The sequence below is a fragment of the Streptomyces sp. NPDC001219 genome (assembly GCF_053597915.1).
Map to the genome: position 1 here is coordinate 18,111 of NZ_JBSFJF010000019.1, position 19,748 is coordinate 37,858.

Consider the following 19,748-nt stretch of genomic DNA (forward strand, 5'->3'; position numbering starts at 1 on the left):
CAGGTTCGGGTCCAGTGGCCCGGGTGGCGGTGACCGTCGCGGTCGCGCCAGCCCGGGTGCCAGACCCGGACCCAGTGACCGTGAACCATGTGACAGTGGCCCCGGTCCACGTGCCTCGTGGGCGAGTGGTCGCCGGGGTGCGACGGCGTGGCCGAGGCGGCTCCCGCCGAGGAGAAGGCGGCACCTCCGGCGAGGGCCAGTGTGGCGGCGCCGAGAGCGAAGGCGCGCTTGAACCCGTCAATCATTTCGGATCATGCCTTTCTGCGTTGCCGTGATGTGGGCTGCCCCGCCGTTGGCCGGGCAGGAATGACCATGCACCTGTGGCGCTCACTCCATCCCGGCAACGCCCATGGTTTTACACAATGCAGACAGAAGCCCGAGAAAAGCAGAAATCCTATGAATAGGGCCGAGGTTCGCTAAACCGCAGGATGCGGGCAGGTACCGGTCGTCCCGGCCGGGGCGTGCGAGGAATCCGGTGCGCCCCCGGGCCGGGCCGCCTCACTCCCGCGTGTTCTCCTCCAGCAGGGCCACGATCGCGGCGTGCCCCGTCTCCAGGTGGTATTCGGCGCCCGCCCTCCCGTCCGGCGCGCAGATGATGAGCTCGACCAGTTCGGTGCCCTCGGGGCGCGGGCTGCGGCGTACCTCGCACCGGGCGTCCGGGGCGGCGCCCAGCCTCCGGCGCAGCTCGCTCTCGATGTCCTTGCCGCTCTCGGCGTGGGCCAGGTGCCAGGCCGTCCGACCCTCCGCATCCGTGAGCCGCGGATCGGCGCCATGGCGCAACAGGGCCCGCACCACCGCGATCGACCCCCGCTCGGCCGCCGCCATCAACGGAGTGCGGCGGGGATGGCCCATGTCCGGGTCGGCCCCGCCGTCCAGCAGGAGCTGGGCGGTCCGGTGGTGGCCATTGGAGGCCGCCCACAGCAAGGCGGTGGACGAAGTGCCGTCGTCCTCCCTCAGGTTGGGGTCGGCGCCGTGTTCGAGCAGTGCGCGCACCGTCTCGTCATGGCCCCAGCAGGCCGCCGCACACAGGGGCAGCCCCTCACTTCCCGGTTCGCCCCTGCTCTCCGTATCGGGCGCGGCGCCCGCCTCGAGCAGCCGCCGCACGATGTCCGACCGCCCCGAGACCGCGGCCAGGTACAACGGCGTCTCCCCGTCGGAGTCCGGCGCGGACGGCGAGGCACCCTGCCGCAACAGCGCCGCCACCGTGTCCACCCGGTCCTCGTGAATGGCGGAGATCAATTGCAGGGTCAATGCCTCGGTCATGCAGGGTCCTTCCTCGGGAAAGCAGGCTTCGGCGCAGCGTAGGACGACCCCGTCCGAGGACGCGGCGGTCATGGCGCGCCTGGCGACGGCGGGCCGGGCGGGGCGGCGTGGCTCATCCGCGGCTCAGGAAGAGCCGACCCAGGCGGTGATGGCGGAGAACGTGGCGTCCCCCGGGAGCGCCGGCCGGCCAGGACGCTGGTGCCGCCATGCACCCAGCAGGACGAGCCGGAATTCGCATGCCTGCCCGATGAGAGATCACCTAGGGTGTGCGGAATGACGCTGCAACTTGTTCAGGTGAACTTCAAGGCCCGGGACGACTCGGCGCTCGGCCGGTTCTGGGCGGAGGCGCTCGGCTGGGATGTTTCCAGCGAAGGGCCCGGCGTCACCAACCTGGTACCCGTGGGCTTCGACTGGCCGGACCCGTCCGCCGTCTGCATCGATCTCGTCCGCGTCCCGGACCCGGAGACGGTGAAGTACCGCGTGCACCTCGAACTCGCCACCACCTCCGACGCCCATCAGGCGGAGTTGGTCGCACGCCTGAAGGAACTCGGGGCGACGCCCGCCGAGGGGGGCCAGGGCGGCGTGCCGTGGACGGTGATGGCCGACCCGGAAGGCAACGTGTTCAGCGTCCTGGAGCCCCGGGAGCTGTACCGGGACACCGGGCCGATGGCCGCCGTGGTCGTCGAGTGCGCCGACCCACGGGCCATGGTCGGGTTCTGGAGCGAGGCGATCGACTGGACCGTCCACGAACTGACCGACGACCGCGCCCTGTTGCGCTCCGTCAAGGGCGTCGGTCCGTACCTGGAGTTCCGCCGTACGCCCGACGAGGAGGTCGTGTGGAACCGCATCCACCTCGACGTGATGTCCGACCCCGTCGACGATCAGGCCAAGGAGGTCGCCCGGCTCGAAGGCCTCGGCGCGACACGGGCGGACGTGGGTCAGGGTGACGTCTCCTGGGTGGTCCTGGCCGACCCGGCGGGCAACGAGTTCTGCGTCCTCGGCCGCGGCTGACGCGGAACTCCGCCCGCGCCCACCGCATCCGCCGCCCCGCTCTCCCCTCACCGAGGCCGAACTGCGCGGTATCCGCACCCCGTTGCTCGTGCTGCGGCTCCAGCCGAGCCCACTCCTGATCCGGCAAATCCGCCGATCAGGGCGTGTCTCGGAAGTGAATGGTGCACATAGGGTGTCGACATGTCGCTGAGCCACATAGTCCTGTTGTCCGGTCGTTCGATCGAGCTCACCGAGCTGCGGATGTCTTCGACCTACGGGGGGATGCTGGAGGGCTATCCGTGCAAGCGCATGAACGACTTGATGGTCAGCGGTCTCCAGCAGCGGGCCGAACGCGCATTTTCTTCCACGCCGGTTCATCTCGTTCAGCCCACCCGCGCGTTCCCGGACCAGACTGCCGGCGCCTTCGGCCCTGTTGAGGTGCTGCCTTCCGTGGCTTGCATCGGTGTCTTCGGCTCGACAGCGGTCGACCCTGAGCTCGAACCCGTGCTGCACCGTTCCGCTCTCGTCGTGGCCTGGTTCCAGCCGGCCCCGGTTGTCCCGTCGGGCGAAGACGCTGATCTTGCGCTTCGTAGCATGCACTGGGAGGAACTGGCCCAGGATGAGGAGCTTTAGCGATGCGTGCTGGTCACAGCTGCTCATTGACGGCTGTCACGAGGAGGGTGGCCTCATGGTCGGTACACGGCCCATAGCCTGTCCGGCGGATGTTGCCGGACAGGAATCCGTGCGGCCAAGCGGGCCGAGACCGGGTTCCCGTCCGGTCGTCGCCGTCCCCCTCGGACCCGTAGAGAGCAACTTCCGTCACCGACCCGCCAGTTGCTCCACAGCCGTCAGGACCCGGCCGGCGCCGTCCTCCGCCCCGAGCAAGGTGGCGACCTGTCGGGCGCGGTGGCGGTAGCGGGGGTCGTGTACGGCCTTTCGGAGGGCTTCCGCCAGGTTCTCCGCGGTGAGTCGCCGGAAGGGGAGCCGTCCCGGGCTGACGCGGAGTGCGGTGAGGCGCGAGGCCCAGAAGGGCTGGTCCAGCATCATCGGTACCGGGACCGCCGGTACGCCCGCGCGCAGACCGGCTGCTGTGGTGCCGGCCCCCGCGTGATGCACGACGGCCGCCATCCGCGGGAACAGCCAGGCGTGCGGCACCTCGCCGACGGTCAGTACCTCGTCCCCGTCCACCGACAGGCCGGAGTCCACAGGAAGGCCGGACCGGCCCGCCTGGATGATGCCGCGTACTCCGGCGAGCTTCAGGGCGCGCGCCACCAGGCGTCCGAGCCGCTCCGGGTCGGTGGGCTCCATACTGCCGAACCCCACGTACACCGGTGGCGGACCGGAGTGCAGGAAGTCCGCGAGCCGGGGCTCCGGCGTCCAGTCGGCGGCGTCCGACGGCCACCAGTAGCCCGCCACGTCCATGCCCCGCCGCCAGTCGAGGGGGCGGGGGACCACCACCGGGCTGAAGCCGTGCTGGACCGGCCAGGTGGCCTGACGCCGTTCGAGGACGGCCTGCGGTACGCCCAGTTGGCGTTGCAGATGGCGCACGCCGGGGGCGAAAGCGCGGGCCAGCAGGGACTCGGCGCACCGTGCCGCGGCCCGGTTGGCGAACGGCCCCATCGACGGCATGTCGAAGATGACCGGCGGGAACTCCCGGGTGGGCGCGAGCGGTTGGAGGAAGACGCCCAGGCAGGGCAGCCTCAGCCCCGTCGCCGCCACGAGACCCAGCGGGGCCAGGCTGCTGGACAGCAGCACGACTTCCGGCCCCGACGCACAGGCCTCCGCCACCGCGTCCGCCATCTCCGGTGCCAACTCCCGTGCCAGCTTTATCTGTTCGACCTTGGAGAGACCGGCCCCGGCGGCCTTTCCCGGCCGGTTGTCCTGTGGGGCGGCCGCCGCTGCGGTGGCGTAGCGGTCGAGTGGAAGCGGACGGAAGCCGAGGCCGCTGCGGCGGACCATCTCGGCCGAGCGTGCGTGGGTGGCCACCACCACCCGGTGTCCGGCTTGCCGCAGCCGGGCACCGAGGCCAGTGTAGGGGGCCACGTCCCCGTGCGAACCCGCGGTAGCGATGAGGATGTGCATGGTCGGCAGTGTTCCGTTCCCTGAGTTCCGGCGATTCCGACCGCGCGGGGCTTCACCCGGGTGGGCTAGCCACCGCGGCGCCCCGGAGCCGGAAACGCTTGTGGTCGTGCGCCGTTGTGCAGACCGGCGCGGTCAGTCCCGGCGTGCGATCACCCGGTAGGCGTTGGACAGCCGGGTGCGCCGGGTGAGGGGCGCCAGCAGGATGTCGAGCCCGAAGAGGACGAGCAGGGCGGGCGCGGCGGCCAGCAGGGACAGCCCGCGGACCCAGCGGCTGACCGCTCCGGGCTTCCTGGGCAGCCAGGGCAGGTCCTCGCCCGGCAGCACGGAGTTGAGCACGTTCACGGCGGCGGAGGTCAGATCGGTGGGGATGTGGGGTTCCCGCCGGTCGGTGGCCTCCACGGTGAAGCCCTGCTCGGTCAGTGCGGCGCAGAGGTTGTCCAGCGGGATGAGGTGCAGGTGCTGGGGCTGGAGCCACGGCCCCCACCAGCGGCCCAGCAGCCGCGCGGCGGCGGACTGGGGGTCGGGGACCTCGATCAGGAGGTGCCCGCCCGGCCGGAGCGCCGTGTGCGCGGCGGCCAACTCCTGCCGTGGCGCCAGCGTGTGCTCCAGATAGTGGTACATGCTCACCACGTCGTACTGGCAGGTGAACTGGCCCGCCAGACCGGCGAAGGAGCCCCGGTAGGCACGGGAGATGCGCCCGTTGCGTGCGCCGATGTCGACGCCCTCGCCCCAGTCGAGCCCGTGGAATTCGGTCCGCGGGTGGATGCGCTGGGCCTCGGCGCAGAAGTGGCCGTGGCCGGTGCCCACGTCCAGCCAGCGTGCGGGGCGGCCGAACGGGAGCAGGGCCCGCGCGCGGGTCCGGTAGAGCTTGACCGCGAGGGGGGAGGCGGCCATCCGCGCCATCGTCGCCTCGCCCAGCCCGTCGTAGCAGTCGCGGTAGTAGAAATCCAGGCCGTCCGCGCTCAGCCGCGGGTTCTGGAAGACGTGCCCGCAGTTGCGGCACTGGTCGAGGACGAAGCTTCCCGGTTTGCGCTGGGGATGGTTGGTGGTGCGCAGCCGCCGGCGCAGGCGGGCGGAGTCGCACCACGGGCAGGTGGTGCGCTCCGGATCGAAGAACCGCTCCAGCCCGTGCGCCAACTCCTCCTGATAGCGGGGTCTGTGGGCGGCGATCCGCGCGCTTCGCTTGTTCGTCACGGGGAACTCCTCTCTCAGTTGTCGTCCTGGTGGCGCGGGCGTGGCCGTCGGATGTGGCGGTGCACGCGATACGCGAGGCCGGCCCTCCGCGGCCGCACCGCGAACCGGCCGAGCCGGACCAGCGGGCTGTGGCACGCGACGGCGGGCCGGGACGTCGTCGCGATCGCGCACCGTGGCGGGAAGGCCCCGCGCGGCGGCTGCGCCCGCCGCCGGCCCGGGCAGTGTCCGGCGCTCATGAGGCCGCGGCCGCACGGGCCCGGGCGCGGGCGCGCGAGGTGGAGAAGCGGCGCACACAGGGCCGCTCCACCCCGGCGTGCAGCAGCCACGACACCAGCAGGACGAACGGCAGGCCGAGCAGCACCACATCGAGGTTGCTCCAGCCGTGGCCTCTCAGCCCCAGGTACAGCAGCCCCAGCACCAGGAAGTGGACCAGGTACATGGCGTAGGAGAGTTCGCCGAGGAACACCACCGGCCGGGTGCGCAGCACCGAGCGCCGGTCGCGCAGATCCAGCTCCGCGGTCGCGTACACCAGCATGACGAGCGGGGCCACGGTCGACGCCGCGTACAGGAAGCGCTGCGGCAGTATCTCGGGGTTGATGACGACCGCGCCGATCACACCCAGCGCGGCCGGGATGACGCCGATCCGCGGAATCCGCAGACCGGACGCGGCGATCCGCGCCGCGATCATGCCGAGGACGAACTCGGGCAGCCGGGTGACCGGCAGCATGTACAGGAACCAGTACTCGGGGAACGACGCCCCGTCCGGGTTGACCACGAGCGCGCAGAACACCGGCCACGACCAGACCACCGCGAGCGCCGTTGCCGCGCCGATCAGCAGCCCGCGCGGCGACAGCCGTTTGATCCAGGGCAGCATGACGGGGAAGAGCAGGTAGAAGAAGACCTCGGCCGCGAGGGACCAGGAAACGGGGTTGCCCGCGGAGACGAAGAGATGGCTCGGCACCCAGGTGTGCACCAGGAAGAGGCTGGAGAGCCCGGCCGCGATCCCGGCCCCGCCGGTGAACGTCGACGCACCGGCACCGATGAGCGCGGCGATGATCACGCACCAGATGACGATGTGGTTGGGAAAGATCTTGACGGCCCGCCGCCGCCAGAAGGCGCGTGCGGTGTCGTCCGGGCGGGCGGAGTGCGTCAGCACATAGCCGCTCAGAATGAAGAAGAGCGACACCGCGCTGCCGCCCACCCACACTTCGGGCCCGAGGTTCTTGGCGAGATCCGGGTCGATCATGAGCATGCTGTGCGTATAGAGCACCGCGACCGCGGCGGCGAAGCGCAGACCGGTCAGTGAGGACAACCGCTTGGGGACGGGAGACGTACCGTGCGCGGCCGGGGGATGTGCGCCGCGTTGACCGCCAACGGTGTGTCCCGGCACGGCGGTTGGCTCGGAAGACGGACCGGAGAGATGGTGCACGAGAGGCCTCCTGCGGGGGAACGCCCGGGCCCGTGGCACCACTGATTGACGGATGGCTGCGCCGGTGGGTCGCCCGGGAACGGATGGGAAGGACTGGCTCCTTGCCCCGTGCGGAGGAATGGGCGGCCCGTCGCGCGGATAGCACGATTGACCCACCGTGGCACGCCCCCTGCATAGGGCGGTGAACCGATTTCACTCATACGGTCCAGCGCTCGGCGAGCCCGCCGAAACCGCCGCCGTACAGGTGATTCCCGCGGACCCGTGGCCGGGCGGGTGTGGTGCGCGGAGGGGGCAGGAATAGATACGTCCGCGCCGCGATGTCAGGCCCCCGGGCCGCGGGCGGTGCCGACAGCCCCTCCAGGTGGGGCAGGCGACGAAGCAACCGCATCCGGGCCCGACACCCTCGCCCGGTCCGACCCCACCCGAGGTCCCGAGTTGAAGCACACCCGCGTACCGATGTCCCGCACCGTCCGCACCGGTGCCGGTCTGATGGCGGCCCTGACCGCCGCCACCCTCACCCTGCAGACCGCCGATGCCGCCCCCGCCAAGGCGGCCCCCGACCCCCCGACGGCGAGCGCCGCCGGACAGCGCGCCAAGGGCATCAGCTCCACCCTCGGCGCCGACGGAGCCGGCGCCTACTACGACGCCGCGCGCCACACACTCGTCGTCAACGTGACCACCGAGAACGCCGCGGCCAAGGCACGGGCGGCCGGTGCCGAGGCCAGGGTCGTCAAGCACTCGCTCGCCTCCCTGGACGCCGCCCGCGCCACCCTCAAGAAGCAGGCCACCATCCCCGGCACCTCCTGGGGAATGGACCCCAGGACCAACCAGGTGGTCATCACCGCCGACCGCACGGTCCGGGGCGACAAGCTGGAGCGGCTCAAGCGGGTCGCCGCTTCGCTCGGTGACCGGGCCACCGTCCGGCAGTCGGCGGGCACCCTCCGGCCGCTGATCGCCGGCGGCGACGCCATCTGGGGGACCGCGGCGCGCTGCTCGCTCGCCTTCAACGTCACCAAGGGCGGACAGCCGTACTTCCTGACCGCGGGGCACTGCACCAACGCCGTACGGAGCTGGTCCGCGACACAGGGGGGCGACGAGATCGCGGTGACGGAGGCCGGGACCTTCCCCGGTGACGACTTCGGGATCGTGAAGTACACGGCCGCCGGCGTCACCCACCCCGGCGCGGTGGACCTCTACAACGGCAGCATGCAGGCCATTACCCGGGCGGGCGACCCGATCGTGGGCCAGAAGGTGCGGCGCAGCGGCGGCTCCACACACGTACGGGACGGTGACGTGGTCGCGCTCGACGTGACCGCCAACTACCAGGAGGGACCGGTCGACGGTCTGATCCAGACCACCGTGTGCGCGGAGGCCGGGGACAGCGGCGGCTCGCTCTTCGAGGGGGACACCGCCCTCGGCATCACCTCGGGCGGCAGGGGCGACTGCTCCTCGGGGGGTATGACGTACTACCAGCCCGTGCGCGAGGCCCTTGAGAAGACCGGAGCGCAGATCGACTGACCAGCTGTTCCTCCGGAGTGCACGACGGCTTCCGGAACCACGCCGCCCCAGAGCGTCCCAACTCCGCCCCTGCGCAGGCCGCATGAGGTGACCCCACCCGGTCAGTGAAAGAGTGTCCCGTCGAGCGAGAACGGGGCCCTTTCACGGGCCGGGGGCGGGACAAGGTGGGGACGTCATGAACGCGCAGGGGCAGGGGAACGACGGCCGGGAGGCGGGGGGCCGGCTCCTTCCGGATGACACGGTCCCGCTGCGGCCACGGCTGGGGAAGCAGGACCCGACCGAGCCGGGCGGGGCGCACGACGGCCCGGTGGCGGACGGAGGGCCGCCCGCAGCGGGGCCCCCGGCCCCCTCCGGTGAGCCGATACCCGAGCCGATACCCGAGCCGAAGCGCGGCGGCGCCTCGGGCCTGCTCAGGTCCAGTGCCGTCATGGCGGCGGGCACCCTCGTCTCCCGGGCCACCGGATTCCTCCGCACCCTCGTCATGGCCGCGGCGCTCGGCGTCGGCACCCTCAACGACTCCTACCAGGTCGCCAACGTCCTGCCCGCGATGATCTACTTCCTGGTCGGCGGCGGGGCGCTGAACGCCGTCTTCGTACCGCAGCTCGTGCGGGCCATGAAGGAGGACGAGGACGGTGGCGAGGCGTACGCCAACCGTCTGATCACCCTGGTCCTGGTGGTGCTGGCGGGCGTCACGGTGCTCTGTGTGCTGGCGGCTCCGCTGCTGGTGCACATGATGTCGCCGGGGATCGCCGCCGACCCGCGGCGGATGGCCGTCACCGTGGCCTTCGCCCGCTACTGCCTGCCCACCATGTTCTTCATGGGCGCCCACCTGGTGCTCGGACAGATCCTCAACGCCCGGGGCCGCTTCGGCGCGATGATGTGGACCCCGGTCCTCAACAACATCGTGATCATCGCGACGTTCGGGGCCTTCATCTGGGCCTTCGGCGGCATCACCGAGTCCGGCGTCAGCTCCTCCACCATCACCCCCGAAGGGGTACGGCTGCTCGGCCTCGGCACCCTCCTGGGCCTCGCCGTACAGGCGCTGGCGATGCTGCCCGGCTTGCGCGACGCTCGGTTCGCCCTCCGCCCGCAGTTCGACTTCCGCGGCCACGGTCTCGGCAGAGCCATGGGCCTGGCCAAATGGACGCTGCTCTTCGTGCTCGCCAACCAGCTCGGCCAGACCGTCGTCATCCAACTGGCCACGGAGGCCGGGTCCCTCGCCGAAGACGCCGGGCACACCGGCGCCGGCATCACCGCCTACAACTACGCCCAGCTGCTGTGGCAGATGCCGCAGGCCATCATCACCGTGTCGGTCATGACCGCGGTGCTGCCCCGGATGTCCCGCGCGGTCCAGGACGGGGACGCGACAGCGCTCCGCGAGGACATCTCCCACGGCCTGCGGACCTCCGCCGTCGCCATCGTGCCCTGCGCGTTCGCCTTCCTGGCGCTGGGCGTGCCGATGGCCACCCTGCTCTACGCCGGCAGCGACGCCGAGGGCGCCCGCGGCATCGGCTGGATGCTCATGGCGTTCGGCCCGGGGCTCATTCCCTACTCGGTGCAGTACGTCGTGCTGCGCGGCTTCTACGCCTACGAGGACACCAGGACCCCGTTCTTCAACACCGTCATCGTCGCCGCGGTGAACGCCGCCGCGTCCGGGGCGTGTTTCCTCCTCCTCCCGCCGCGTTGGGCCGTCGCCGGTATGGCCGCCTCCTACGGACTGGCCTACGCGGTCGGGGTCGGCACCGCCTGGCGCCGGCTGCGCAAGCGGCTGGGCGGTGACCTGGACGGGGCACGCGTCCTGCGGACCTATGCCCGGCTCATCGCCGCCGCGCTCCCCGCGGCACTGGCCGGCGGCGGTGTGGCCTACGCGGTCACCCGCGCCCTCGGCAGCGGCCTCCTGGGCTCCGGTGTGACGCTGCTGGCCGGCGGCGGTGTCCTGCTCGGTGTCTTCGCGCTCCTGGCGCACTGGATGAAGGTGACGGAAATCGGCGCCATGGTCGGCATGGTCCGCGGACGCCTCGGCCGCTGAGCGCGGACGGGCAGCCGGGCCGGTGCGCCCGACGGGCCGTCGCCGTCAGCCGGTGAAGCGGCGGACGTAGCGCTTCTGCCAGGGGGTTTCGACGGCCCGCGGATGGTAGGTGCGGCGTACGAAGTCCACTGCCTCGCCGGCCGGTACGCCGTCCAGCACCGCCAGACAGGCCAGCGCGGTGCCGGTCCGGCCGCGGCCACCGGCGCAGGCGAACTCGACACGTTCGGCCTCAGCGCGCTCCCAGGCCGTGCGGAGCACTTCCCGGGCCCGGTCAGGGCTGCTGGGCAGCCGGAAGTCGGGCCAGCGCAGCCAGACGGACTCCCAGGGGACCTCGGGCGGCTGCTTTCCGAGGAGATGGACGGCGAGGTCCGGCGCCGGGCCCGCCGGCAGCGGTCGGCTCAGGCCCCGGCCCCGGACCAGGCGACCGGAAGGAAGCCGCAGGGCCCCGGCATCGCTGGCGTTCCAGGTGTGGGTCATCCACTCACCGTAGTCGTCCGCCCGATCAAATACGGTCCTTTCAGTGGCAGTTGACGACATCCGTCGGCCCGGGACGGCCGGGTGGCCGGGTATGCGGCGCTCGGCGTATCAGGGGTGGCGCCGGGCGGCGGCGCCGGTGTTCTGCGACGTCGCGGATGCGCGCTCTGCCATTCGAGTGAGTGGGTGGCACGGCCCTTGCAGGCGCGCTCGCCCCGGTGGGTAACTGGTCATATTCCAATCCGGTGGGCTGCCCATTCCTCTCGGGGGAGTGGCAACTGGCCTGCCGTTCTGTCCGATTGAGCGTGCAGGCAGTGATGCAGCCCTGGCATCGCGGCAGGCGCGTCTCCCACGTCTGAGGAAGTGCATTCACCATCCGGTGCCCGCTCATGGGGACCGGCTGGTGCGGTAGCTCACGTCACCTCTTTCTGGGGGCGTCATGCGAACTGTCCGCACGTTGCGATCCATCCTCGGGATCTGTGCGCTGACCTTGGGAATGACCGCGGCACTGGCCGCGGCCCCGACCACGGCACACGCGCAGACCCCGGTGCTGTGCAGTGAGAACGCGCTGGTGAACGCGATCAACGCGGCCAATGCGGCCGGCGGGGACACCCTGGCCCTCGTCCCGTTCTGCACCATCCAGCTCACCAGTGCTCACGGCAGCTCGCCCCACGGGCCGGTGGGACTGCCGCCGATCACCACCCCGATCACCATGGTGGGGCTGGGAGTCACCATCACCCGTGCCTCCAACGCGCCGGCCTTCCGGATCATGCAGGTCGAGGGTGCGGCGAACGTGCCCGGCACCAACGGCCAGTTGAGTGCGGTGGGCATCACCCTCCGCGGCGGCAGCGCGGTGTCTCCCTATCCGGGAGGCGGCCTCTCGAACCTGGGCGGCACGGTCTCGCTGCTCTCCAGCGCCGTCACCGGCAACACCGCCGTCGCCGGGGGCGGACTCTACAACGACAACGGCAGCATCACGCTGACCACCAGCTCCGTGACCGGTAACCAGGCGACCTCCAGCGGGGGCGGCATCTACGTCAACTCCGGTGGTGTGTCGCTGCTGGGCACGGCGGTGCGCAACAACACCCCGGACAACTGTGCTCCGTCAGGCAGCGTCATGGGCTGCACCTGACGGTCCGGCCGAGGTCTCGGCCGACTGCTCCATCACGCAACCCCCCGACCGGCGACGGCGAACTGCCCTCCGGTCGTGGTTCAGCACCCCCTCTCACACACCTCATCAAAGGAGCATCACCATGCCCATCTCCCCCAACCAGGGATCGACCGGCGGCGGGACCACGGTCACCATCACCGGTACCAACCTCGGCGGAGCCACCGCCGTGAAGTTCGGCACCAAGAACGCCACCATCACCGCCAACACCCCCACCTCGGTCACCGTGACGTCGCCCTCCGGCTCGGGCACCGTACCGGTGACGGTGACCACACCCGGCGGTACCAGCAACCCGCTGCAGTTCTTCTACGTCGGCGCGCCGTTCAAGTCCACCCTGTCGCCGGTGAGTGGTGTCACGGCGGGCGGTAACACCGTCACCATCACAGGGACCGGACTGAGCTCCGCGACCTCGGTGTCGTTCGGCGGCACCACCGCGACCCCGACCGTGGTCAACGACGGTCAGCTGACCGTCACCGTTCCGGCGGGCGCGGCGGCGGGACCGGTCGGCGTCTCCGTCACCACGGCCGGCGGTACCAACAACGGCTTCTCGTACACCTACATCGACGCGCCCACGATCGGCACGCTGAACCCCAACTCGGGTCCGGCGAGTGGCGGCACGGTGGTGACCATCACCGGCACCAACCTCAGCACCACCCAGTCGGTCGCCTTCGGCGCCACGCTCGCACCGTTCTCCGTCATCAGTGACACCAGCCTCTCGGTCGTCACCCCGCCCACACCCGACGGTGCTCCGGGGCCTGCCGACGTCACCGTGACCACCAGTGGTGGCGCCGCCCTCGCCGCCGGTGCCTTCACCTACCTCGCCGGACCCGGTATCTGACCGGACCCCGAGCCGCCGCCGCCTGGTCCCGCGACCAGGCGGCGGCGGACCACCCGCCCGGGCAGGGGCCTTTCCCTGCCCGGGCCCTCTCCCCTCCCATGACGAGCCTCGGCCCGGCGCTACTGCTCAGGGCCGGCCGGGGCCCAATGCCCACGAAGGACCATGGCCGTGAATCGCTCCGCACACTCGCCCGCCCTCTCCGCCGCACTGTCCCTGGCCGCCAGCCCCACCGTCACCTCCGTGTCCCCCAACTCGGGTTCCACCGCGGGTGGCACGACGGTGACGGTGACCGGAACCGGCTTCACCGGCGCGACCGCCGTCCGCTTCGGCGCCACGCCGTCCCCGTCCTTCACCGTCAACTCCGACACCCAGATCACCGCCACCAGCCCGGTCGGCAGCGGCACGGTGCAGGTGACCGTGACCACCCCCAGCGGCACCAGCAACCAGTTCGTCACCTTCTCCTACGTCACCGCGCCTGTTCCGGTGTTGTCGTCGGTGAGTCCGAATTCGGGGCCGGCGTCGGGTGGGACGGTGGTGACGTTGTCGGGTTCGGGTTTCTCGGGTGCGACGGCGGTGCGGTTTGGTTCGGTGTCGGCTGCGTTTACGGTGAATTCGAGTTCGCAGATTACGGCGACGGCGCCGGCGGGTTCGGGGACTGTGCAGGTGACGGTGGTGACGCCGGGTGGTACGAGTAATGGTGTGGCGTTCACGTATGTGTCGGTGCCTGTTCCGGTGTTGTCGTCGGTGAGTCCGAATTCGGGGCCGGCGTCGGGTGGGACGGTGGTGACGTTGTCGGGTTCGGGTTTCTCGGGTGCGACGGCGGTGCGGTTTGGTTCGGTGTCGGCTGCGTTTACGGTGAATTCGAGTTCGCAGATTACGGCGACGGCGCCGGCGGGTTCGGGGACTGTGCAGGTGACGGTGGTGACGCCGGGTGGTACGAGTAATGGTGTGGCGTTCACGTATGTGTCGGTGCCTGTTCCGGTGTTGTCGTCGGTGAGTCCGAATTCGGGGCCGGCGTCGGGTGGGACGGTGGTGACGTTGTCGGGTTCGGGATTCTCGGGTGCGACGGCGGTGCGGTTCGGCTCGGTGTCGGCTGCGTTTACGGTGAATTCGAGTTCGCAGATTACGGCCACCGCGCCACCGGGTACGGGGACCGTGCAGGTGACGGTGGTGACACCGGGCGGTACGAGCAACGGCGTGGCGTTCACCTATGTCTCGGTGCCCGCCCCGGTCCTGACCTCGACGGTCCCCAACTCCGGTCCGACCGCGGGCGGGACGACCGTCACCCTCACCGGCACGGGACTGGCCACCACCACCGACGTACGGTTCGGCAGCACACCCGCGACCTCCTTCACCGTCGTCTCCGACACCCACATCACCGCCGTCGCCCCGGCCGGCACCGGCACCGTACAGATCACCGTCACGACGCCGAGCGGTACCAGCAACGGCCTCCCCTACACCTATGCCGGGGCCCCCACGCTGACCGGCATCAGCCCCAACTCCGGTCCGACCGCGGGCGGCAACACCGTCATCCTCACCGGCACCAATCTCACCGGGGCCACTTCGGTCACCTTCGGCGGCACCCCGGCGACCTCCGTGACGGTGATCTCCCCGACGCAGATCACCGCCGTGGTCCCGGCGGCCACCGCCGGGCCGGTCGATGTCACCGTCACCACCCCGGGCGGCACCAGCACCCTCCCGAAGGCCTACTTCTACGTCAGCGCCCCGGTCCTCGCCGCGGTCTTCCCGCTCTCCGGTCCGCTCGGGGGCGGGAACACCGTCACCCTCACCGGCACCCACCTCGTCGAGGCCACCGCGGTGCGCTTCGGGTCCACCCCCGCCACCTCGTTCACCGTGGTGTCGGACACCCAGATCACCGCCGTGGTCCCGGCGGGGGCCGCCGGACCGGTGGGGGTCACCGTCACCACGGTCGGCGGGACGAGCAACCCGGTCTCCTACACCTACCTGGCGGCGCCCACCATCACGACGCTCGCTCCGACCCAGGGCCCCACCTCCGGCGGCACCACCGTCACCCTCACCGGCACCAACTTCGCCCAGACCACCACGGTGCTCTTCGGCGGCGTGCCCACCGGGTTCACCGTCGTCTCCGACACCCATCTCGTCGCCGACGTCCTCGCCGGTCCCGCCGGTCCGGTCAACGTCACCGTCACCACCCCCGGCGGCACCAGCGCCCCGCAGGTCTACACCCGCGTCGCGTCCCCCGGCATCTGAGACGACCGCGGCACCGACAGTCCTTCTCCCACCGGCCGCAGAGACACCGGGCCGGCGGTGCGCCCTCTCCTCGCCTTCCCGTAGGCGGGTTCCGAGGGCGCACCGGAAAGGGGATGCTGCCCCACCGGACGATCACGTAATGTGCCCTCCCGTTGTGTGACACTTACTTCGGGAGGGTTCGATGATTCCGGAACTGGTCAGGACCTGGGTATCCGGCTGGGCCGTATCGCGGCGCACACCGAGGCCGGCCGAGCTGCCCTGGGGGCTGTACATCGAGGTGGGGCGGCCGGGCCAGGTGGGGCGCCATGTCCTGCCGGAGGCCCGTGAGTCCGCGGTGCGGGAGGCCGCCGCCTCGGTCACCGTGCCGCACACCTGGCTCAAGGTGCCCAGGGAGCCTGCCGAGGTCAACCGCTGGCTCCCCGCGGGCTGGGTGGTGGACAAGGAGGAGACCGGCCACCTGATGGCCACGGACCTGCGGGTCACGACCCCCACCGTGCCCGCGGGCCACACCGCGGACGTGACGACGCGCGACGGCGTCACCTACGTCCAAGTCCGCGACACCGCAGGGGAATTGGCGGCGAAGGGCCAGATGGCCGTCCTCGGACAGGCCGCCGTCATCGACTGCGTCACCACCGAGGCGGCCTATCGCCGTCGCGGCCTGGGCGCCTTCGTGATGCGGACCCTCGCCGATCACGCCGTGTCCGAAGGAGCGGCCCTCGGGGTGCTCGGCGCGACCGACGAGGGACGGGCGCTGTACGAAACGCTGGACTGGAAGGCGTACGCGCCGCTGGCGGCGTGCATCTACCGGCCGTAGCGGCGGCACCTTGACCGCGTGGGCCGAGGCCCCTCACCCCTCGGCCGCGCACCGCCAGAAGTCGCGCACCAGGGCGGGCGGTGTCGGGGCGGCCAGCTCCAACTGGCTGAGCAGGATGGTGACGGTGCCGGTGGACGGGGTGAGGTGCGCCGCCGTTCCGGTGCCGCCGATCCAGCCGTAGCGTCCCGGCACGTTCCACGGCTCGACGGCCTCGATGTCGACCGAGCCGCCGAAACCCCAGCCCTGGCCCTCCAGGAACAGCCTGCCGGCCTCGCGCTGGGCGGGTGTCAGCTGGTCGGTGGTCATCTGCCGCACCGAACCGGCCGACAACAACGGGCGGCCGTCGACGCTCCCGCCGGCGAGCAGCATCCGGGCGAAGGCGTGCCAGTCATCGACGGTCGAGACCAGGCCCCCGGCTCCGGACGGGAACGCCGGACGGCGGCTCCACTGCCCGTCGGGAGCGTCGACCAGCTCCAGGCCGTCCGCGGCACCGGCGGCGGCCCGGTAGTAGCTGGTGAACCGGTCGCGCTTGCCGGGCGGCACCTCGAACCCGGTGTCCACCATGCCGAGCGGCTCGAACAGCCGCTCCGCGAGGAACTCGGGCAGCGGACGGCCGGCGACCCTGGCGATCAGCACGCCCTGGATGTCGGAGCAGGTGTTGTACAGCCAGCCGTCGCCCGGCTGGTGCAGCAGCGGAATGCGGGACAACGCCGCCATCCAGGGGTCCGGTGCCGCGACCAGCTGCGGCTGCGGCGGTCCCTGTTTCAGCTCGCTGAACAGCGGCGCGACGGCCGGCAGGGAGAAGTCGGCCGGGAAGCCGTAGCCGGCCCGCGAGGTGAGGAGATCGGCCACGGTGATCGGCCGGGCGGCGGGGACCACGTCGTCCACCGGTGCGTCCGGGGTGCGGACGACAACGGGCGACGCCAGCTCCGGCAGCCAGGGCGCCACCGGGTCGTCCAGCGCGATCCGGCCGTCCTCGACCAGCATCATCACCGCCGCGGCGACGACGGGTTTGGTGAGCGAGGCGATCCGGAAGATCGATTCCCTGGCCATGGGCGACGTGCCGTCGGTGTCCACCGAGCCGACGGCCCGGACCTCGGTCCGGTCGCCGCGCGCCACCAGGCCCACCGCCCCAGGTGCCGCCCCGGCGCCGAGGTGCCTCTCCAGGGTGTCGTGCAATGCGTCGGTCATGCCTGCCACCTTCCCGAGTGTGCGGTCGGAACCAAGACTCCCGGCCCGGCGGGCATTCATCGGTCTGTGACCGCCGAGCCCGACCCGATCGGCCGACACCCGCCTGCGCCCCGTACGTCACCGCGCCCGGCAAAGGGGCAGGCGGGGGGCCGTCGAGGCGGACCCGTGTGGGACCATTCCGGGCGCGGTGCACGAGCGAGCTTCGCCGCCGGCGCCGCTCGTGCCGCCGCGGGCGGCAGGAGAGCCGCGCTGGAGAGCCGGCGCGTACACGTCGGGTCGGGCAGGGAGAACTGGGTGTTTGCGATACCGCTGGGTGATGACGGTGCCGAGCTGCGGCCGCTGGAGCCGTGGCATGCCGGGGAGTTCCTCGCGCACATGGACCGGGGCCGCGAGTACATCGGCCGGTTCGTCTCCATGCCGGACCGTGTCACCGACCTCGCGTCCGCCACCTCGCTCCTCCAGTTGTACGCGGACAAGGCCGCGGCCGACACCGGACGTTTCTACGGCATCTGGAGCGACGGTGTGCTCATCGGCGGCGTCCTGTTCCGGACCTTCGACGTCACGTTCGGCACCTGCGAGGTCGGCTGCTGGCTGGAGGAGTCGGCGGTCGGGCGCGGGCTGATCACGCGCGCGATCCGGGTGCTCATCGACTGGGCCGTCGATCAGCGGGGGATACACCGCGTGGAGTGGATCGCGGCCGCCGGGAACACCCCCAGCATCAAGGTCGCCGAGCGGCTCGGCATGGTGCGCGAAGGAGTGCAGCGGGAGAGCTACCCGTACCGGGGCGTGCGCCACGACATGGAGGTCTGGTCGGTGCTGGCCCCCGAGTGGCGCCGGCAGCGGGAGGCCGGTCGCTGACCACGAAGGGCGACTGCGCACGAGGGCCGGCTGCTCACGAGGGTCCGCTGATTGCGGGGAGCGCCGCTCCCGGACGTCCTGGGGTTGAACCCCGGGGTGAGGGTTCGCCGCCCAACAGCCCCGCACCATGGGCCAGTTGCGGTACAAAGCCTCCGGTCCGGCTTCAATGGAACGCTGGAAGTCATGACTGCCGACAACAGCGAACTACCCGGCCCCAGGCTCACTCCCGACCCCGACCCCGGCCCCGACACCGCTGCCACCGCCGCCCCGCCCCGCTGGCGGGAGCTTCTGGGACCCGAGCACCGTGGCGCCGCACTCGTGCTGGCCGCCGGTGTGCTCGTCGGTGCCGTCAACATCTACCTGGCGTCGAGCCTGTTGCCCACCGCGGTGGCCGAGATCGGCGGCGAGAGCCTCTACGCGTGGAACATGACGCTCTACCTCGTCGCCATGGTCATCGCGACGATGCTCGTCAGCCGGTGCCTCGCACGAGCGGGCGATGCCGGTGCCTACCTCACCGGGTTCGCCGTGTTCCTGGTGGGCTCGCTGGCCTGTGCGGTGAGTCCGACGATGCCGGTGCTGCTGGTGGGCCGCTGCCTCCAGGGACTCGGCGCCGGACTGCTGTCCGGACTGGGGTTCGCCGTCATCCGGTCCGCCCTGCCACGCCGGCTCTGGACCCGCGGCAACGCGCTGATGTCGGCGATGTACGGCGTCGGAAACTTCGCCGGTCCGGCGCTCGGCGGCCTGTTCGCCCAGTTCGGCTCCTGGCGGGTGGCGTTCGTCCTGATGGCGGCGGTCGCGGCGGTGTGCGGCGCGGCCGTACCCCGGGTGCTGCCCCGAGGCGAACGAGGCGGCGTGGCGGCTCCGGTCCCGGTCGTGTCGCTGGTGCTGGTCACGGCCGCCACCACGGCGGTCAGTGTGTCGGGAATCCTGTCCGACACCCGGGCGCGGGCGGCCGGCATCGCGGCGGCGCTGCTGCTGGTCGTCGGATTCGCCGCCCATGAACGGCGGAGCGAGCGACGGGTCTTCCCCGGCGCGACCTACCGGGCGGGTTCCGCGCTGAGGTGGGTCTACCTGACGCTCGGGCTGCTCGCCTTCGGTGTCGCCGTCGAGTCCTTCGTCCCGCTGTTCGGCCAACGGCTGGCCGGGCTGCCGCCACTAGCCGCCGGCTTCCTCGGCGCCGCCCTCTCCCTCGGATGGTCGCTGACCCAGATCGGCAGCTCCTCGGCGGTACGGGAGCGCACCGTGCGCCGACTGCGCACCCTCGGCCCGGTGGTGCTCGCGCTCGGCCTCCTCGTCCTGGGGCTGCTGCAGCGCGCACCCGCCTCGCTCTGGTGGGTGGTCAGTTGGGTGCCGGTGCTGGGCGTCGCCGGTGCGGGTATCGGGATGGCCTACCCCCACCTGTCCGTGGCCGCGATGACGGCCGCCAAGGACCCGGAGGAGGGACGGCAGGCCGCCGCGGCGATCGCGACCGTGACGACGATGTCCACCGCGTTCGGCACGGCGGTCGCCGGGGTGCTGGTCAGCCTGGGTGGACGCTCGATGCTCGACTCGGCACGGTGGCTGCTGTTCGGCTTCGCCGCCCTCTGCGCCCTCGGCGCCTTCACCGCGCGCGCCGCTGACCGCCCGGGGCACCCCGGATGAGGCCAACCACCGCCCCAGTCGCAATGT

16 protein-coding genes and 1 pseudogene are annotated in these 19,748 nt (G+C 71.6%); 11 read left to right on the top strand and 6 right to left on the bottom strand.

What is annotated here, in order from left to right; translation table 11 throughout:
- Window positions 1-498: 498 nt before the first annotated feature.
- Window positions 499-1,263, bottom strand: coding sequence for an ankyrin repeat domain-containing protein (locus ACWC9R_RS14900; protein WP_450731722.1), 765 nt, complete (start codon window positions 1,261-1,263; stop codon window positions 499-501).
- A 273-nt stretch (window positions 1,264-1,536) separates the two neighbouring features.
- On the opposite strand from ACWC9R_RS14900, the gene ACWC9R_RS14905 reads away from it, so the two are divergent.
- Together ACWC9R_RS14905 and ACWC9R_RS14910 are read left to right on the top strand one after the other, a co-directional pair.
- Window positions 1,537-2,274: a VOC family protein gene (locus tag ACWC9R_RS14905; RefSeq protein WP_450731723.1), complete on the top strand. Its 738-nt coding sequence runs from the start codon at window positions 1,537-1,539 to the stop codon at window positions 2,272-2,274.
- Window positions 2,275-2,454: 180 nt separating this feature from the next.
- Window positions 2,455-2,886 carry a hypothetical protein gene (locus ACWC9R_RS14910; RefSeq protein ID WP_450731724.1) on the top strand — a complete coding sequence of 144 codons (432 nt, stop codon included), beginning with the start codon at window positions 2,455-2,457 and terminating at the stop codon, window positions 2,884-2,886.
- 186 nt (window positions 2,887-3,072) lie between these two features.
- Here ACWC9R_RS14910 and ACWC9R_RS14915 read toward each other — a convergent pair whose 3' ends face one another.
- The 3 genes from ACWC9R_RS14915 to ACWC9R_RS14925 all read right to left on the bottom strand — a co-directional run bounded on the left by ACWC9R_RS14915 (window position 3,073) and on the right by ACWC9R_RS14925 (window position 6,841).
- Complete coding sequence (locus ACWC9R_RS14915) at window positions 3,073-4,335, bottom strand: glycosyltransferase (RefSeq protein WP_450731726.1); 1,263 nt, start codon at window positions 4,333-4,335, stop codon at window positions 3,073-3,075.
- Window positions 4,336-4,467: 132 nt separating this feature from the next.
- The gene (locus ACWC9R_RS14920; protein WP_450731728.1) at window positions 4,468-5,529 is read right to left on the bottom strand and encodes a class I SAM-dependent methyltransferase; all 1,062 of its coding nucleotides are present in this window, start codon (window positions 5,527-5,529) and stop codon (window positions 4,468-4,470) included.
- Window positions 5,530-5,761: 232 nt separating this feature from the next.
- Window positions 5,762-6,841 carry an acyltransferase family protein gene (locus ACWC9R_RS14925; RefSeq protein WP_450731730.1) on the bottom strand — a complete coding sequence of 360 codons (1,080 nt, stop codon included), beginning with the start codon at window positions 6,839-6,841 and terminating at the stop codon, window positions 5,762-5,764.
- 552 nt (window positions 6,842-7,393) lie between these two features.
- On the opposite strand from ACWC9R_RS14925, the gene ACWC9R_RS14930 reads away from it, so the two are divergent.
- Window positions 7,394-8,476 (top strand): S1 family peptidase, encoded by a 1,083-nt coding sequence (locus ACWC9R_RS14930; RefSeq protein WP_450731731.1) that lies wholly within the window; start codon window positions 7,394-7,396, stop codon window positions 8,474-8,476.
- A gap of 175 nt (window positions 8,477-8,651) precedes the next feature.
- On the top strand, window positions 8,652-10,505 hold the full coding sequence (murJ, locus tag ACWC9R_RS14935; RefSeq protein WP_450731733.1) for a murein biosynthesis integral membrane protein MurJ: 1,854 nt from the start codon (window positions 8,652-8,654) through the stop codon (window positions 10,503-10,505).
- 45 nt (window positions 10,506-10,550) lie between these two features.
- Here murJ and ACWC9R_RS14940 read toward each other — a convergent pair whose 3' ends face one another.
- Window positions 10,551-10,982, bottom strand: coding sequence for a protein-tyrosine phosphatase family protein (locus tag ACWC9R_RS14940; RefSeq protein WP_450731735.1), 432 nt, complete (start codon window positions 10,980-10,982; stop codon window positions 10,551-10,553).
- Between the two features lie 454 nt (window positions 10,983-11,436).
- Between ACWC9R_RS14940 and ACWC9R_RS14945 the strand changes: the two genes are divergently transcribed.
- The 5 genes and pseudogenes from ACWC9R_RS14945 (at window position 11,437) to ACWC9R_RS14965 (ending at window position 16,031) form a co-directional block, all read left to right on the top strand.
- A complete protein-coding gene (locus ACWC9R_RS14945; RefSeq protein WP_362607193.1) occupies window positions 11,437-12,111 on the top strand; it encodes a hypothetical protein in 675 nt (224 codons plus the stop codon).
- 121 nt (window positions 12,112-12,232) lie between these two features.
- A complete protein-coding gene (locus tag ACWC9R_RS14950) occupies window positions 12,233-12,985 on the top strand; it encodes an IPT/TIG domain-containing protein (RefSeq protein ID WP_450731737.1) in 753 nt (250 codons plus the stop codon).
- A gap of 162 nt (window positions 12,986-13,147) precedes the next feature.
- Window positions 13,148-14,137 (top strand): annotated as a pseudogene (locus ACWC9R_RS14955) (IPT/TIG domain-containing protein); the annotation flags it as partial.
- A gap of 45 nt (window positions 14,138-14,182) precedes the next feature.
- Window positions 14,183-15,217 (top strand): IPT/TIG domain-containing protein, encoded by a 1,035-nt coding sequence (locus tag ACWC9R_RS14960; protein ID WP_450731874.1) that lies wholly within the window; start codon window positions 14,183-14,185, stop codon window positions 15,215-15,217.
- A gap of 181 nt (window positions 15,218-15,398) precedes the next feature.
- A complete protein-coding gene (locus ACWC9R_RS14965) occupies window positions 15,399-16,031 on the top strand; it encodes a GNAT family N-acetyltransferase (protein ID WP_450731739.1) in 633 nt (210 codons plus the stop codon).
- Between the two features lie 33 nt (window positions 16,032-16,064).
- Here the strand turns inward: ACWC9R_RS14965 and ACWC9R_RS14970 are convergent, their stop codons facing one another.
- Entirely contained in the window at window positions 16,065-17,222 is a 1,158-nt protein-coding gene (locus tag ACWC9R_RS14970; RefSeq protein ID WP_450731740.1) for a serine hydrolase domain-containing protein, read from the bottom strand.
- Window positions 17,223-17,516: 294 nt separating this feature from the next.
- Here ACWC9R_RS14970 and ACWC9R_RS14975 point away from each other — a divergent pair, with 294 nt between their 5' ends.
- Window positions 17,517-18,080, top strand: coding sequence for a GNAT family N-acetyltransferase (locus tag ACWC9R_RS14975; protein WP_450731742.1), 564 nt, complete (start codon window positions 17,517-17,519; stop codon window positions 18,078-18,080).
- A gap of 183 nt (window positions 18,081-18,263) precedes the next feature.
- Window positions 18,264-19,721 carry an MFS transporter gene (locus ACWC9R_RS14980; protein ID WP_450731744.1) on the top strand — a complete coding sequence of 486 codons (1,458 nt, stop codon included), beginning with the start codon at window positions 18,264-18,266 and terminating at the stop codon, window positions 19,719-19,721.
- The last annotated feature ends 27 nt before the right edge of the window (window positions 19,722-19,748 follow it).